At 62.3% G+C, this 15,413-nt stretch carries 19 protein-coding genes; 9 read left to right on the top strand and 10 right to left on the bottom strand.

Features of this window, described 5'->3' with window-relative positions; genetic code table 11:
• Nucleotides 1-1,500, bottom strand: coding sequence for a CoA-acylating methylmalonate-semialdehyde dehydrogenase (locus FD715_RS01605; RefSeq protein WP_147104212.1), 1,500 nt, complete (start codon nt 1,498-1,500; stop codon nt 1-3).
• Nucleotides 1,501-1,604: 104 nt separating this feature from the next.
• Between FD715_RS01605 and FD715_RS01610 the strand changes: the two genes are divergently transcribed.
• The 3 genes from FD715_RS01610 (at nt 1,605) to coaD (ending at nt 3,701) form a co-directional block, all read left to right on the top strand.
• Entirely contained in the window at nt 1,605-2,522 is a 918-nt protein-coding gene (locus tag FD715_RS01610) for a LysR family transcriptional regulator (RefSeq protein ID WP_147104215.1), read from the top strand.
• Between the two features lie 168 nt (nt 2,523-2,690).
• Nucleotides 2,691-3,125, top strand: coding sequence for a CBS domain-containing protein (locus FD715_RS01615; protein ID WP_147104216.1), 435 nt, complete (start codon nt 2,691-2,693; stop codon nt 3,123-3,125).
• 81 nt (nt 3,126-3,206) lie between these two features.
• Complete coding sequence (gene coaD / locus FD715_RS01620) at nt 3,207-3,701, top strand: pantetheine-phosphate adenylyltransferase (RefSeq protein ID WP_147104219.1); 495 nt, start codon at nt 3,207-3,209, stop codon at nt 3,699-3,701.
• 9 nt (nt 3,702-3,710) lie between these two features.
• Here the strand turns inward: coaD and FD715_RS01625 are convergent, their stop codons facing one another.
• The 4 genes from FD715_RS01625 to gap (FD715_RS01635) form a co-directional block, all read right to left on the bottom strand.
• On the bottom strand, nt 3,711-4,730 hold the full coding sequence (locus tag FD715_RS01625; protein ID WP_147104222.1) for a GSU2403 family nucleotidyltransferase fold protein: 1,020 nt from the start codon (nt 4,728-4,730) through the stop codon (nt 3,711-3,713).
• A gap of 128 nt (nt 4,731-4,858) precedes the next feature.
• Entirely contained in the window at nt 4,859-5,863 is a 1,005-nt protein-coding gene (gene gap / locus FD715_RS01630) for a type I glyceraldehyde-3-phosphate dehydrogenase (protein WP_147104224.1), read from the bottom strand.
• 143 nt (nt 5,864-6,006) lie between these two features.
• Nucleotides 6,007-6,150, bottom strand: coding sequence for a hypothetical protein (locus tag FD715_RS22425; RefSeq protein WP_172839358.1), 144 nt, complete (start codon nt 6,148-6,150; stop codon nt 6,007-6,009).
• A 72-nt stretch (nt 6,151-6,222) separates the two neighbouring features.
• Nucleotides 6,223-7,224: a type I glyceraldehyde-3-phosphate dehydrogenase gene (gene gap / locus FD715_RS01635; RefSeq protein ID WP_147104227.1), complete on the bottom strand. Its 1,002-nt coding sequence runs from the start codon at nt 7,222-7,224 to the stop codon at nt 6,223-6,225.
• Nucleotides 7,225-7,429: 205 nt separating this feature from the next.
• On the opposite strand from gap (FD715_RS01635), the gene FD715_RS01640 reads away from it, so the two are divergent.
• On the top strand, nt 7,430-8,398 hold the full coding sequence (locus FD715_RS01640; RefSeq protein WP_147104231.1) for a DUF808 domain-containing protein: 969 nt from the start codon (nt 7,430-7,432) through the stop codon (nt 8,396-8,398).
• Between the two features lie 244 nt (nt 8,399-8,642).
• Here the strand turns inward: FD715_RS01640 and FD715_RS01645 are convergent, their stop codons facing one another.
• Nucleotides 8,643-9,017, bottom strand: a complete 375-nt coding sequence (locus tag FD715_RS01645) for a hypothetical protein (RefSeq protein ID WP_147104234.1) — start codon at nt 9,015-9,017, stop codon at nt 8,643-8,645.
• Nucleotides 9,018-9,083: 66 nt separating this feature from the next.
• Nucleotides 9,084-11,099, bottom strand: coding sequence for a transketolase (tkt, locus tag FD715_RS01650; RefSeq protein ID WP_147105145.1), 2,016 nt, complete (start codon nt 11,097-11,099; stop codon nt 9,084-9,086).
• Nucleotides 11,100-11,103: 4 nt separating this feature from the next.
• Between tkt and FD715_RS22430 the strand changes: the two genes are divergently transcribed.
• The 3 genes from FD715_RS22430 (at nt 11,104) to FD715_RS01660 (ending at nt 12,256) form a co-directional block, all read left to right on the top strand.
• Nucleotides 11,104-11,241 carry a hypothetical protein gene (locus FD715_RS22430; RefSeq protein ID WP_189799384.1) on the top strand — a complete coding sequence of 46 codons (138 nt, stop codon included), beginning with the start codon at nt 11,104-11,106 and terminating at the stop codon, nt 11,239-11,241.
• Between the two features lie 135 nt (nt 11,242-11,376).
• The gene (locus FD715_RS01655; RefSeq protein WP_147104237.1) at nt 11,377-11,868 is read left to right on the top strand and encodes a hypothetical protein; all 492 of its coding nucleotides are present in this window, start codon (nt 11,377-11,379) and stop codon (nt 11,866-11,868) included.
• Entirely contained in the window at nt 11,861-12,256 is a 396-nt protein-coding gene (locus FD715_RS01660; protein ID WP_147104240.1) for a cell division protein ZapA, read from the top strand. The genes FD715_RS01655 and FD715_RS01660 overlap by 8 nt, the downstream gene beginning before the upstream one ends.
• A gap of 100 nt (nt 12,257-12,356) precedes the next feature.
• On the opposite strand, the gene grxD is transcribed toward FD715_RS01660, so the two are convergent.
• From grxD to FD715_RS01675, 3 genes are read right to left on the bottom strand one after another with little or no spacing between them, the layout of a single operon-like run.
• The gene (gene grxD, locus FD715_RS01665) at nt 12,357-12,719 is read right to left on the bottom strand and encodes a Grx4 family monothiol glutaredoxin (protein WP_147104242.1); all 363 of its coding nucleotides are present in this window, start codon (nt 12,717-12,719) and stop codon (nt 12,357-12,359) included.
• A 1-nt stretch (nt 12,720) separates the two neighbouring features.
• Nucleotides 12,721-13,032, bottom strand: coding sequence for a hypothetical protein (locus FD715_RS01670; RefSeq protein WP_147104245.1), 312 nt, complete (start codon nt 13,030-13,032; stop codon nt 12,721-12,723).
• Nucleotides 13,032-13,271 carry a BolA/IbaG family iron-sulfur metabolism protein gene (locus tag FD715_RS01675; RefSeq protein WP_147105148.1) on the bottom strand — a complete coding sequence of 80 codons (240 nt, stop codon included), beginning with the start codon at nt 13,269-13,271 and terminating at the stop codon, nt 13,032-13,034. The genes FD715_RS01670 and FD715_RS01675 overlap by 1 nt, the downstream gene beginning before the upstream one ends.
• A 163-nt stretch (nt 13,272-13,434) precedes the next feature.
• On the opposite strand from FD715_RS01675, the gene FD715_RS01680 reads away from it, so the two are divergent.
• Both FD715_RS01680 and FD715_RS01685 read left to right on the top strand, forming a co-directional pair.
• Nucleotides 13,435-14,403, top strand: a complete 969-nt coding sequence (locus FD715_RS01680) for an XdhC family protein (protein ID WP_147104248.1) — start codon at nt 13,435-13,437, stop codon at nt 14,401-14,403.
• On the top strand, nt 14,400-15,392 hold the full coding sequence (locus FD715_RS01685) for a molybdopterin-binding protein (protein WP_147104251.1): 993 nt from the start codon (nt 14,400-14,402) through the stop codon (nt 15,390-15,392). The genes FD715_RS01680 and FD715_RS01685 overlap by 4 nt, the downstream gene beginning before the upstream one ends.
• The last annotated feature ends 21 nt before the right edge of the window (nt 15,393-15,413 follow it).

Here is a 15,413-nt window from a genome sequence, read left to right on the forward strand (position 1 = left end):
TTACTCCATAACGGGGATCGAGAATTCTCCGCCTTCCTTGATACCTGACGGCCAGCGTGCCGTCACTGTCTTGGTGCGCGTATAGAACTTAAATGCGTCAGGACCGTGTTGATTCAGGTCCCCAAATACGGATTTTTTCCAGCCACCGAACGTGTGATAGGCCAATGGCACCGGAATGGGAACATTGATCCCCACCATCCCGATATTAATGCGATTGGCAAAGTCGCGTGCCGTGTCGCCATCGCGCGTGAAGATGGCAGTGCCGTTGCCGTATTCGTGGTCCATGGCGAGGCCGATGGCCTCTTCGTAGGTCTGGGCACGTACGGTGGTCAGGACAGGGCCAAAGATTTCCTGTTTGTAGATGTCCATGTCTGGCGTGGCGCGGTCGAACAGGTGCGGGCCGACGAAATAGCCGTCTTCATAGCCCTGCAGTTTGAAATCCCGCCCGTCCACGACCAGTTCGGCGCCCTGGTCGATCCCGGTTTGCACCAGCCGTTCGATGTTGGCCTTAGCCGCACCCGTCACAACGGGGCCGTAGTCCACGTCATTGCCGGCCGTATAAGGGCCGACCTTCAGCTTTTCGATACGCGGCACCAGCTTTTCGATGAGCCGGTCGGCGGTTTCATCCCCCACCGGTACGGCAACTGAGATGGCCATGCAGCGTTCGCCAGCGGCCCCGTAACCTGCACCGACCAAAGCGTCGGCGGCCTGATCCATGTCCGCATCTGGCATGACGATCATGTGGTTCTTGGCCCCGCCAAAGCACTGCACGCGTTTCCCGTTCGCGCATCCTGTGGCGTAGATGTATTCGGCGATAGGGGTGGAGCCGACAAACCCGATGGATTGCACGACACCGTGGTGCAAGAGCGCATCGACCGCTTCCTTGTCACCGTTGACGACCTGCAGGATGCCTTTGGGCAGACCCGCTTCCTCCATCAGCTCTGCCAGCATCAGCGGCACCGATGGGTCGCGTTCGGACGGTTTGAGGATGAAGGCGTTGCCGCACGCGATGGCAGGGGCGAACATCCACATCGGGATCATGGCGGGGAAGTTGAAGGGCGTGATACCAGCCGTCACACCCAGCGGCTGGCGCATGGAATACATGTCGATGCCGGGGCCTGCGCTGTCGGTGTATTCGCCCTTCAGTAGGTGCGGGGCGCCGATGCAGTATTCGACCACCTCAAGCCCGCGTTGTACGTCACCGGCTGCATCTGGCAGCGTTTTGCCATGCTCGCGGCTGAGCGCTTCGGCCAGCTTGTCCATGTCGCGGTTCAGCAGGCTCACAAACTTCATCAGCACACGGGCGCGGCGCTGCGGGTTGGTGGCGGCCCATGCGGGTTGGGCTTTGGCCGCGATCTCGATTGCCTTTGCGACCTCTTCCGTAGACGCGAGCGGCACTTTGGCCTGCACCTCGCCGGTGGCAGGGTTCATCACGTCGGCGAAACGGCCCGAGGTGCCGCTGACATGGGCGCCGTCGATATAGTGGGAAAGCTCTTGCATGGGATCCTCCTGATCGCTGTTGAGTGCAGGATAGTCTTGCAAAATAGTGTGCAAAAGGGGCAGTTGGGCAAAATGGATCTGCATTTTTGCATGATGGAGGGGGCATGCTGCCGCATTGGGATGATCTGCGCCTGTTTCTGGCGGTCGCACGGGCCGAGACGCTGTCGGCTGCGGCTAAAACCACGCGCAAGGATGCAGCGACCCTCGGGCGGCGGGTCGCGCGGTTGGAGAGGGATCTCGATACCGTTCTGTTTCGCAAGTCACCGCAAGGGTATGCGCTGACCGAGGCGGGGCTGCGATTGCGCGACAGGGCCGAGGCGGCCGAGGCTGCGATGCGCGCCGCGACCGAAGGCATCAGCGGGACAGGGCGGCCAGAGACGGATGCGGGTCTGACCGGTCAAGTGCGGATCGGTGCGCCCGATGGCTGCGCCAACTACGTGCTGCCGCAAGTGTGCGCCGCACTCGGTCGCGCGCATCCAGGCCTGGACATCCAGATCGTGGCCTTGCCGCGCGTGTTCAACCTGTCACGGCGCGAGGCCGATCTGGCCATCGGGGTCAGCGCACCGACCGCAGGGCAGTTGACGGTGCAGCGCATGACCGACTACCGGCTGCATTTCGCGGCCAGCGAAAGCTATCTTGCGGAGGCGCCGCCGTTGCGCGCGCTCGCGGACCTGCAGCAGCATCGGGTCGTGGGGTATATCCCGGACATGATCTTTGATCGCGAACTGGACTATCTGGCGGATGCCGGCGTGGCGCGTGTGGCGCTGGCGTCGAACTCTGTCGCGGTGCAACTCAACTTGCTGCGGCAGGGCGGCGGGGTCGGCGTTGTCCACGATTTTGCCTTGCCCTTTGCGCCCGGTTTGCGCCGCGTGCTGCAGGATCACCTGTCGCTGTCACGCAGCTTTTACCTCATCCGTCACCAGTCAGATACGCGGGATGCGCGGTTGAACCGCTTTGCCGAATTGCTGGTGCAGGCGGTGCGGACGGAGTTAGCGCGACTTGAAGGTAAAGTATCCTTGTAAAACAATAATCTGAGATGCAAAGCTCACGTCATACTCGGGCATTGCTCCCGCCTAAATGTGACCCAATTTCAACTGGCGGTAGATTGCCGCAAGGCCTTCATACTCTTGACATGAGGGCGGTTGGCGGCGGACGCTGCATTACACCCCATCGTTGAGAGGCCCACACCCATGCTTGTGCACCAGATCCTCAAGTCCAAATCGGACGACGCCGTTGTCACTGTCCAGCCCGGCACAAAAGTGTCCGACGCGGCCAAGATCCTGGCGGAACGCAAGATCGGGACGGTCGTGGTGTCGGGCGATGGGCAGACAGCGGATGGCATCCTGTCAGAACGCGACATTGTCCGCGTCCTGGCGCAAAAGGGCGGGTCCGTACTGACCGATCCGGTCGATACCTACATGACGACGCAACTGGTCACGTGCGGGCGGCAGGACGATGCTGATGCCATTCTGGCCACGATGACGGAGAAGCGGTTTCGCCATATGCCGGTGGTCGAGGATGGGCATCTCGTGGGCCTGATCACCATCGGTGACGTGGTCAAGGCGCGCCTCGCGGAACTGTCGATGGAGAAGGATGCCCTGCAGGGTATGATCATGGGGCACTGACCAGACGCCTGCGTTCTGCCCGCTTGCAATCGCGGGCGTGAAATGCTGCATTGCGGCCACGACGACTGACGGAGCCGCCCCATGCGCATCGGCCTTTACCCTGGCACCTTTGATCCCATAACGCTGGGGCATATCGACATCATCCGCCGCGCGAGCCCAATGGTCGACAGACTGGTCATCGGCGTGGCCATCAATCGCGACAAGGGGCCGTTGTTCGCGCTCGAAGAACGTGTCGCCATGATCGAGGCGGAATGCGCCAAGCTAAGCGGGCAGACCGGGACCGAGATTGTCGTGCACCCCTTCGAAAACCTGCTGATTGACTGCGCGCGTGATGTGGGTGCGCAATTCATTTTCCGCGGGCTGCGGGCCGTGGCGGACTTTGAATACGAATTCCAGATGGTCGGCATGAACCGGCGGCTCGATGACAGCATCGAAACTGTGTTCCTGATGGCCGAAGCGGAGCATCAGGCGATTGCGTCGAAACTGGTGAAAGAGATCGCGCGGCTGGGCGGTGACGTCAGCGAGTTCGTGACGCCCCTGGTGAACGACGCGCTGAAAAAGCGGTTCGGTTCGTAAGCGGCTGATCTACGGCAGGTTTTTCAACTTCTGTGCGGTTTCCGGCATGCGTGTCAGCGTCGCATCGATCCGTTGTCGCCAACGCGGACCCCGTTCCAGCGCGTCGGTGTATGCATCCGCTAAGTCCTCCGGTCGGTCCTGCGCCAGAACGTCGATCAAAAACGCCGCCTGCGCCCGGTCCTTGCGCGCTTTGAATTGGTCCGGACCGTCCCGGCGACGGTCTGCCACGATCAGCTTGTGAATGGCATATTTCTCGGGTCGCGGCACTTGGACAAGGATGCCCGATCGGTAGAGTGCAACCGCGTGAATAGGGTCCGCAATCAGGTAGTTGAGGTAATTCAGCGCCTGTGCGCTGACGCCAAGCGCGGGCAGCGCTTTGACCGTTTCATCGCCGAAAGCGGGGGTCAGGAATTCGACCATCGCCGTCCCATGGCTTTGCCGCCAGCGCCAGACCTGCGTGTCTGTCACGCCGGGTACGGGGTCGAATTTCAGCGCGCTCAGGATGTCGTTCGGCGCTGCGTCGACCCGGTCATCCAGTGCCACGGACAGCCGTTCAAAGCTGGCAAAGTCGATGTCGCCGGTCTGCGCCAACTCGTCCGTGTCAAAGCGTACGCCCAATTCACCCTGATAGAGCGCATAGGCGCCCGTTCCGATCATCGTACCGCCCAGACGGAACAGGCCCGCCCGCGCAAAAGCGCCCAGCAGCGATCCGGTGTCGCGATCGGTGGTGATAAACCCTTCGGCCCGCAGCATCCGGGCGAGGCGCGCCATGGCTTTGCGCCGGGTGTCGCCCTCGGCCTTCAGCGCTGCAGCGCGGTCGAGGCGCGCACGCAGCTCGGGCGTGTCTTCGCCCAGATAGCGCGCCTTCATCTCGGTCCCGATGCGGAAGCGGTCGTACAGATAGGTGCGCCCATTGCGCGTACGCGCTTCAACACTGCCGATCAGGTCTGCGGCGCGGTCATCACGGTGCAAGCGCAACAGATCCTGATAGGCGACCTGCGCCGCGCGCGAATGAGACATGATGAGCATGTGCATCAAATATATTTTTGCTGCATACAGCGCAAGGTGTGCATCAGAAAATTATTTGCTGCACACGAGGAGCGACAAATAACAAAGGGCGCCTGAAAAGACGCCCCTTTTTCAATGGTTTCAGTGGGTCAGAGGTATTTGCCCATCTCAACGGCCGTGTCGGCCATGCGGTTGGAAAAGCCCCATTCGTTGTCGTACCACGACAGGATGCGGACCATATTGCCGTCCATCACCTTGGTCTGATCGGTGGCAAAGATCGACGAATGCGGGTCGTGATTGAAGTCCATGGACACCAGTTTCGCGTCCGTCACACCCAGCACGCCCTTTAGCGGGCCAGAGGCAGCTGCCGCGGTCATCGCCGCGTTGATCTGGTCAGCGGTCACGTCGCCATCCACCTCGACCGTCAGGTCGACGCAGGACACATTCGGGGTGGGCACGCGGATCGCCACACCATCGAGCTTGCCGTTCAACTCCGGCATCACCAGTCCCACGGCCTTGGCCGCACCGGTGGAGGTGGGGATCATGCTCATCGCGGCAGCGCGCGCTCGGTAGAGATCCTTGTGCATCGTGTCGAGCGTCGGCTGGTCGCCGGTGTAGCTGTGCACGGTGGTCATAAACCCACGCTTGATGCCAAACTGGTCATGCAGGACCTTCGCCACAGGCGTCAGGCAGTTCGTCGTGCACGAGGCGTTGGAAACAATCACGTCGTCACCGGTCAGCGCGTCATGGTTGACGCCATAGACGATGGTCTTGTCCGCATCCTTGCCGGGGGCCGAGATCAGCACGCGGCTTGATCCGTTTTCAAGATGCGCCTGGCACGCTTCTTTCGAGGTGAAGATGCCGGTGCACTCCATCACGATGTCCACGTCGCTCCAGGGCAGGTCTGCCGGATTGCGTTCTGCCGTGACCTTGATGGGGCCGTGGCCTACGTCGATGCTGTCGCCTGAGACCGTCACCTTTGCTGGGAATCGGCCATGCACGCTGTCATATTGCAGCAGGTGAGCGTTCGTTTCGACTGGCCCGAGGTCATTGATCGCAACCACCTCGACATCTGTCCGGCCGCTTTCCACGATCGCGCGCAGCACATTGCGCCCGATGCGCCCGAAGCCGTTGATTGCTACTTTGATGGCCATGGTGTCCCCCATGTCTGGTGTCAGAAGTCTGTCTGAGCGCAGCCCCGTCATCCGGATGTGCGCCGTTACCGCTAACAAAGGCAAACCAACGCCGTTGTCAACCGTGAACGCCGGTCACGGTTGCGTTGCGTTTGGGGCAGGGATCAGCGCCAGAAGGCGATCCACTCCAGCAATTCGGCGAATTTCTTGCCCAGAAAAATCAGGTGTTCGGTGCCATAAAGCATGACGTCTGCCGCAATGGCGCCCAGGATCAGCAGGGCAAGAACAAGGGCGATGCTGTTGGTCATTCGGGCGTCACACAAGAAAAGGGCAGGGCTGTTGTGACAGCCCCGCCCGATGCTTGCAAGTTGTGCGCTGGGTCAGTTCAGGCGGCCCATGGCGACGGCTACATCTGCCATGCGGACCGAGAACGCCCATTCGTTGTCGTACCAGGCCAGCACGCGCACCAGCCGGTTGCCCACCACCTTGGTCTGGTCGGGGGCAAAGATGGACGAATGTTCGGTGTGGTTAAAGTCGATGCTGACCTTCTGCTCATCGTCATAGGCCAGCACGCGACCCATGGGGCCTGCGGCAGCCTCGGCCACGGCGGCGTTGACCTCTTCGGCGGTCACATCACGGCTGGCCTCGAATGTCAGGTCCACGGCACTCACGTTCGGCGTAGGCACGCGCATCGCGGTGCCGTCGAGCTTGCCCGCAAGGTTGGGCAGCACTTCACCGAGCGCCTTCGCAGCCCCTGTCGAGGTCGGGATCATCGCCATTGCCGCCGCGCGCGCGCGGTAAAGGTCGTCATGGCGGCGGTCGAGCGTCGGCTGGTCGCCGGTGTAGCTGTGGATCGTGGTCATCACGCCACGCTCAATGCCCACGGCGCGGTCCAGCACCTTCGCCAGCGGGGCAAGGCAGTTCGTTGTACAAGACCCGTTCGAAATCATCCGGTCATTGGCGGCCAGCTGTTCGTCGTTCACGCCGAAGACAACCGTCTTGTCCACGTTCTTGCCGGGCGCGGAAAGCAGCACTTTCTTGGCGCCGCGTTCAAAGTGCACCTTTGCCTTTTCGCCGTCGTTGAACTTGCCGGTGCATTCCAGCACCACATCAACGCCGGTCCAATCAAGCTCGTTCATGTCGTAGGTCGACATCATGCGGATCGGGCCGCGGCCGAGATCCATCGTGTCGTTGGTCAGCTTCACTTTGTTCGGGAAGCGGCCGTGCACGCTGTCGTATTTGATTAGGTGGGCTGCAGTCTCAAGCGGGCCAGTGGCGTTCACGGCGACAACGTCGATGTCGTTGCGCAGGGAGGTGGCGATGTGGCTGAGCGTGCAACGCCCGATGCGTCCAAACCCGTTAATTCCGACTTTGATGGTCATGGTCCCGGTTGTCCTTCCGCTGGGGCAGTTAAACTGTTGCCTGCTAGATAGCCGCCGCACCGCAGCGTGAGAAGGGGGAAATCGTCAGAAAATCAGAGTGTTAGCGATAAACGTGTTCCATCGTATGCAGTTCGCGCTAACAGTATGCGGAACGATCGGGCTGTGTTATGCGCTAACGTAACAACACTATGAAGGGACAGGCGGAATGAGCGGGCTTCTTGCGCTTTTGGATGATGTTGCGGGAATCGCCAAAGTGGCCGCCGCATCGGTCGATGACGTGATCGGGCAGGCGGCCAAGGCCGGGTCTAAGGCGGCGGGCGCCGTGATCGACGATGCAGCCGTGACGCCGAAATATGTCGCCGGATTTTCCGCAGATCGCGAATTGCCGATCATCTGGCGCATCACCAAGGGCTCGCTCAAAAACAAGCTGGTGTTCCTGTTGCCCATCGGCCTCCTGCTGGCGAACTTCGCGCCCTGGGCCATTCCGCCGCTGCTGATGCTCGGCGGTGCGTATCTGTGTTTCGAAGGGGCCGAAAAGGTCGCCCACGCCTTGGGGTGGGGGCACGGGCACGAGGATTACGCGGGCAAAGAGACCGAGATCGAGGATCCCGCGCATCTGGAAGAGCAGAAGGCGCAAGGCGCGATCAAGACCGACTTTATTCTGTCGGCCGAAATCATGACCATTGCGCTGTCCGCCATTCCGAAAAGCAATTTCTGGATGGAGGCCGCTACCCTGGCAGCGGTGGCCATCATGATCACGGTGGCCGTTTATGGCTCGGTTGCGCTGATCGTGAAGGCGGATGATGTCGGCCTCGCACTGGCCACCCGTGGGCAGATCGGCCCGGTCCGCGCATTCGGGCGCGGCCTAGTCAAAGTCATGCCGGGTTTCATGAAGCTGCTCACCATCGTCGGCACGGCTGCCATGCTTTGGGTCGGAGGCGAAATCATTGTGCATGGAACGGCGCAGATGGGTTGGCACGGGCCAGAGAACTGGATTTACGGCGTTGGCAAAAACATCGGCAGCGAATTTGTCAGCGGAAGCGGCTTTGTCGCGTGGCTGATCAAAGCAACCTTGCACGGGCTCATGGGCCTCGCCATTGGCTTTGTTCTGATCCCGGTAGGCGAGCGGGTGATCACGCCCATCTGGCGCTCGGTCGCACCCAAAGCCGTTTGATCCTGTCGCACCGCAAGTGACGTTTTCCCGCGCCGCGCGCCTTGAACTTCGGTGGTGAAGCGCTGCGCAGGGCGTGAAGCCTCACAGGATGCAGGCGGTATACCCACTGCCCACCTTGGTCTATGCAGACAGGATCACACGTCTGCACAGGATGCTGAGGGCACAATAATGGTGTCGACCACGAACCCAAATTGGTCGGCAGCACCGCGTTCAGCCAAGCTGAAAGCCCGTGCCCGCCCTCAGGTTACAAACGGTCTGCCTTGCGGGCGAGTACTGAGGCGCCGCCACTTTGCCCTGGATCCTGACGTTTCAACTGCGGATCCGACGCTGAGGCGCCACCCGCGCTGGCGGACAGATGGTCAGTTGCACTCTGCGGGGACATGAAATCATCAATATCTGTCGCAGCTCCCGAGCCGTTGCGTTTTGCGATGATCCAGGCAAACAGGAACGTCAGAACCGTTCCACCACCCGCGTAAATCGCCAGAGCCAGCCACCAGCTGCCGCCCAGAAGCAGTGCGATGACTGCGGCTGCCGCTGCGATCACTGCGGCCAGAATAAGAATACCAAGCAAATTTGGCCTTTGGCTACTCTCTACGATTCCCCTTTGGATATAGCGCATTCGCGCTTGGAACACAGTAAATCTATGTGTTGCATTGTCAGGAGGGCATGCGCTGCCCTCCCATGATCACAAAAGCGCCTTGGCTTTTTCGACCACCGCGTTCGCCGTGATCCCGAACTTTTCGAACAGCACGCCAGCCGGGGCAGATGCGCCAAAATCGTCCATGCCGACGAAATCCGCCTTGTTCGCCTTGCCACGCTCGCCCAGTAGCCACCGGTCCCAGCCTAGGCGCACGGCCGCCTCGATCCCGATGCGGACGGGCCCCGCAGGCAGTACCTTGCGCCGATAGCTTTCGTCTTGCTCCGCAAAAAGCTCCATGCACGGCATCGACACGACGCGGGTGCCAATCCCGGATTCTTGCAGGGCGGCCCGCGCGTCCATTGCAACCGACACTTCGGACCCGGAGGCGATCAGGATGACCTGCCGCTTGCCTTCGGCTTCGGCAAGAACGTAAGCGCCCTGCGCCGTCATGTTCTTCAGCTTGTGCTCGGTCCGCACAGTGGGCAGGCCCTGACGGGTCAGGGACAGCACCGACGGCGTCTCGGTCGAGGACAGCGCCAGTTCCCAGCTTTCCGCTGTTTCCACGGCATCCGCAGGGCGGAACACGTGGGTGTTGGGCGTGGCCCGGCTGATCGCCAGATGCTCGACCGGCTGGTGGGTCGGGCCATCTTCACCCAGGCCGATGCTGTCGTGAGTCATGACGAAGACCGTTGGGATCTTCATCAGCGCAGCCAGGCGCATGGCCGGGCGGGCATAGTCGGTGAAGCACATGAACGTGCCGCCATAGGGGCGCAGGCCGCCGTGCAAGGCCATGCCGTTCATGGCCGCCGCCATGCCGTGCTCGCGAATGCCCCAGTAGATGTAGCGCCCACCGCGATTGTCGATATCAAACACACCCAGATCGGTCGTCTTGGTGTTGTTGGACCCGGTCAGATCGGCCGAGCCGCCGACGGTTTCGGGCATGATCGGGTTGATGACCTCCAGCGCCTTTTCAGATGCAGCCCGTGTCGCCACCTTCGGCGCACTTTCGGACATCTGCTTTTTGAACGCCTTGACGGTGGCCGACAGCTTCTTGGGCACCTCGCGGGCGAGGGTACGGTTGAACAATGCCTGCTTGTTGCCCGAGATCGACGCGAACCGGTCTTCCCAGGCCTTGCGCTCGTCTGCACCACGGATGCCAATGGCCTCCCACGCAGCCTTTACGTCAGCGGGCACATCGAAGGGGCCCGTGGTCCAGCCGTAGCCAGCCTTGGCCTCGGCCATCTGGTCTGCGTCTGTCAGCGCACCGTGGCCCTTGGATGTATCTTGTGCCGCGTGTCCCAGTGCGATGTGGGTCTTGCAGGCGATCATCGTCGGTTTGCCCTGGCTTTTCGCCTTGGTGATCGCTGCATCAATGGCGTCGGGGTCGTGCCCGTCAATCTCGATCACGGCCCAACCTGCGGATTTGAAGCGCTGCGGCTGGTCGGTCGTGTCGGCAAGGGTCACTGGCCCGTCGATGGTGATGTTGTTGTTGTCCCAGAACACGATCAGCTTCGACAGCTGGTGGCGCCCGGCCAGCGTGATCGCCTCCTGGCTGACACCTTCCATCAGGCAGCCGTCACCGGCGATGACGTAAGTGTAGTGATCGACAATCTTCTTGCCGTACTGCGCGCGCAGAATCTCCTCTGCCATGGCAAAGCCTACGGCGTTGGAAATGCCCTGGCCCAGCGGCCCGGTTGTCGTCTCGATGCCTTTGGCATGGCCGTATTCGGGGTGGCCTGCGGTGATGGACCCCCATTGGCGGAAATCCTTGATCTGCTGCAACGTCATGTCCTCGTACCCAGTGAGGTGCAGCAGGGAATAAAGCAGCATGGAGCCGTGGCCCGCCGATAGAATGAATCGGTCGCGGTCGGGCCAGTCGGGGGCTTTTGCGTCGAATTTCAGATGCTTTTCGAACAGCACGGTTGCCACGTCCGCCATCCCCATGGGCATGCCGGAGTGGCCGGAATTGGCGGCAGCGACGGCATCGAGGGTCAGGGCACGGATAGCGGTGGCCTTGGACCAGTGGTCAGGGTGGGCGGTGCGAAGAGCAGTAAGATCCAGGGGCATGATCGTCCTTTGGAATATGGGTTTGGCGCTGCATATCAGGCAAAAGCCAAAGATCAAGGTGATCCCGACCGGCGAAAAGGCGCACATGGGCGTCGGCGGTGATGCGCGACTTCAACGCCGCCCGCCAAGTGGTTGATCGTAAAGGGGGGCGCATTTCAGAACTGCTTTGGCTAGACTTGAGCGCAACCAGACGGGAAATCGATTCGATCTTCCCGGTCAGTGGATGGGAAAGCGCTGGCGCGCCATAAGAAAAAGGGGACAGGCACCGCACATGAGTGACATTGACGGATTGCAACAGCGGCTCACCGCCGCGATGGACCGGATCGCCACGGGCCTTGGCGGCCTGGATGCTGCGGGTGCTGATGATACGGCAGCCCTGCAAGCAGCACTTGATGATGAGAAGGTGGTCAACGCGCAGTTGACCGAACGGGTGCGGCAGCTGTCCGAACGGCAAGAGAGCGCGGCCGCAGAAGCCAAGGCCACGGCTGATGCCGCCCGCGCCCGGGTCGAGGAACTGGACCTGGAATTGCAGCGCCTGCGCAAGGCCAACGACCAATTGCGCGCGTCCAATGTCGCCTTGCGCACCGCAAATGAAGAAGGGGTGGGCGAACCGCATCTGATCAACAATTCTATGATGGCCGAGCTTGAGGGCCTGCGCGCCGCCCGCGCTGCCGATGTCGCCGAAGCCAGCAGCATTATCTCGGCGCTCACGCCCCTGCTTGATCAGTTGGAAGCCCCGGAAGAGGAGGATGCCGATGCCTGAGGTCACCATTTCTATCGGCGGTCGCCCGTTCCAGGTGGCCTGCCAGGCGGGCGAGGAAAGCTATCTGCACGCAGCCGCCAAGATGCTCGATGACGAGGCGCAGGTGCTTGCTGATCAGGCGGGGCGCATGCCCGAGGCGCGTATGCTGCTGATGGCGGGCCTGATGCTGGCTGACAAAACGGCGAGCGTCGAGGATCGCGTGGCCGAGGTCGAAGGCAAGTTGGCCGAGCGTGAGGCCGAACTGGAGGGCCTGCGCAACATGGGCGCGCCCGAGCCTGAACGGATTGAAGTGCCGGTTGTGCCGCAGGCGGTGACGGAAACGCTGGCCGAGCTTGCCGCACGAGCCGAAGCGCTGGCGGCAGAGGTCGAGGAAAAGACCGCCAGCTAGGCGCGCGGTTCAACTCTGATCCGAAGGAAAGCCGCGCCCCCATGGGACGCGGCTTGTTTCATTCTTTATAAGGCGCAGGTGCCCTGCGCGGCACCCGGCCTCAGCCGTTGGCTTCGCGGATCTTGTCGGCGGCGTCCTTGTCATAGGTCACGCCGTTCTCGTCGAAGAGAGTGTCCAACTCGCCCGACAGTGTCATCTCGGTGATGATATCGCAGCCGCCCACGAACTCGCCCTTGACGTAAAGCTGCGGGATGGTGGGCCAGTCCGAGAAGTCCTTGATCCCCTGGCGGATCTCTTCATCGGCCAGCACGTTCACATCGGCAAAATCGACGCCCATATAGTTCAGCACACCCGCGACCCGGCTGGAGAAGCCGCATTGAGGCATGGACTTGGTGCCTTTCATGTATAGCACCACGTCGTTGGTCTTGTTGGTTTCAGTGATCCGGCTTGCGGCGTCGGTCATGTCATTTGCCTTTCTTCTGGAAGGCGCGGTGGAACCGCGCGGCATAGGTTTCGTCTTCGGGCATCGCGTCCACGTGGGTGCTCGCTTGTGCCGTGTACGTTTCATGTTTTGCGTCGGAGATGCGCACCGCATTTACACGCTCCAATGCGTCATTCTTGCGGTTTACGCGGTTGACCAACGCCATGTTCGTTGCCTCCATGCCAAGTGGCACGGATCCGGTTTGCCCCATCTCGTTCCGTCCAGGGCGCCGCGCAGCCAAAGGCCGCCGTGGCTGGCGTGTGAACGCACGCTTGATAAGGGCAAACAGCGCCATCAGGGCGCCTTGGTCGTCAGGGCCAGCGCGTGCAGCTCACCATGGCTGCCATCCATCTTGCCCTTGAGCGCCTTGGTCACCGCCCGGTGCTGCTGCACCCGGTTCAAGCCTTCGAACGAGGCGTCAATGACCTCCGCAGAATAGTGGTTCCCGTCACCGGCCAAGTCGGTGATGGTGATCTTGGCATCGGGAAAGCTCTCGCGGATCAAGTCTTCGATCTCTTGCGCTTGCATGGGCATGAATGGTGTCTCCGGCAGGTCTTGATCCAAGATGTAGGCCGCAGGTCGGGGGCGTGCAAGCACTAGCGCGCGCAAGGGCATGTGCTTAAGGCGGGGTTGTCTTCTTTCCGGCGGCATGACTACCTTTCAGGCGGGAGACAATCAGCAAAAAACGGAGCCCCATATGCCGTCGGTAGAAACCGCACCGGAACAGGCGCTTGAGTGGGTCAACGCAGGCAAGGGCGCGGCCCTTGCCACGGTGATCGAGACCTGGGGCAGCGCGCCGCGCCGTGCCGGTGCCCAGATGGTGGTGTCGGGGGATGGCGACATGATGGGTTCCGTGTCGGGCGGATGCGTCGAAGGCGCTGTGGTGGTCGAGGCGATGGAGGCGCTGGAGGACGGCGCGCCGCGGTTGCTGGAATATGGTGTCAGCGATGGCGATGCCTTCGCCGTGGGCCTCGCCTGCGGCGGCACGATCAAGATCCTCGTGGAACCCATTGGTGCCGCCATGCCGGGCGCACTCCTCGAAGATCTCGTCGCCGCGCGGGCTGGCAGGGATCAGGTGGCCTATGTCGTAGACACCGAAACCTGGGATCGGCGGCTCGACCACGACGGCCATGCCGCCCGCTTCGCCAAGGACCGGACGGGGATGGAGGAGGACGGCAAGACCTTCGTCGCCATCCACAACCCGCCGCTGCGCCTCGCCATCGTCGGCGGGGTCCACATCGCCCAAGCATTGGTGCCCATGGCGAAACTCGCAGGCTACGACCCCTACATCATCGACCCGCGGGAGGCGTTCGGCTCCGAAGCCCGCTTCCCGGGCGAGCCCGTGATCAACGACTGGCCGGATGACGCGCTGGCCCAAGTGGGCGTGGACGCCCGCACGGCGCTTGTCCTGCTCACCCACGATCCCAAGCTGGACGATCCGGCGCTGCACATCGCGCTCAACTCCGACGCCTTCTATATCGGCGCGCTCGGCTCCACCCGCACCCATGCCAAACGGGTCGCTCGACTGGAGGAGGCTGGGTTCAGCGCGGACCAGATCGCCCGGATCAAAGGGCCTATCGGCCTCGACATCGGCGCTGCAAGCCCGCCCGAGATCGCCGTGTCGATCCTCGCCCAGATGATTTCGATCCTCAGGCAAGGCGCATGAAGTTCGGCCCACAGCCCGCGGATGACGCGGTTGGCACCATCCTTGCCCATTCGCTGGCCGGGAACACGGGGCGCGTGCCCAAGGGCACGGTGCTCACCAAAGAAGACATCGCCAACCTGCAAGCCGCGGGGCACGAGACGCTCACGGTGGCCGCACTGGATCACGGCGACGTCGAAGAAAACACCGCCGCCCAAAAGCTCGCCGCCGCCGTGGCACCGGATCCCGGCGCGCAGGGGTTGCGCATCAGCGCAGCCGGGGCAGGGCGGGTGAACCTCTACGCCACCGGGCCGGGGGTCGTGGCACTCGACGCCGACCGCATCGCCGCCATCAACAGCGTCGATCCGATGATCACCATCGCGACGGTCCCCCCGTTCCACCGCGTGGACGAGGGCACCATGATCGCCACGATCAAGATCATCGCTTATGCAGTGGCCGAGACGGCGCTGGACGCTGCGACCGCACATGCCGCACACACGATCCGCGTCCTGTCCCCGCGCTACGCCACCGCCACCCTGATCGAAACTCAGGTGGGCAACGCCGAACCCGCCGGCAAAGGGCGCGCGGCGCTGACCGGGCGGCTCGACCGGATGGGCATCAACCTGTCGCCTCGCGTGATCGTGCCCCACCGTGACGCCCCGCTGGCGCGAGCGATGGCAGAGGCCACGGGCGATTTCATCTTCATCCTGACGGCCTCCGCCACCTCCGACACCCACGACGTGGCCCCCAACGCGGTGCGTGACGCCGGGGGGACCGTCACCGCCTACGGTATGCCCGTCGACCCCGGCAACCTGCTGTTTTTCGGTGCGTTGGGCGACAAGCCGGTCATCGGTCTGCCCGGTTGCGCTCGCTCACCCGCGCTCAACGGGGCTGACTGGGTGATGGAGCGGCTGATCTGCGGCATCGCTTTGACGCAAGCCGACATCTCGCACATGGGCGTCGGCGGTCTGCTGAAGGAAATCCCAACCCGGCCCCGCCCGCGCGACGGTTGAGCCGCTGCAACATCGTGCACT

It is taken from the genome of Tateyamaria sp. syn59 (assembly GCF_007995245.1).
GTDB lineage: Bacteria > Pseudomonadota > Alphaproteobacteria > Rhodobacterales > Rhodobacteraceae > Tateyamaria.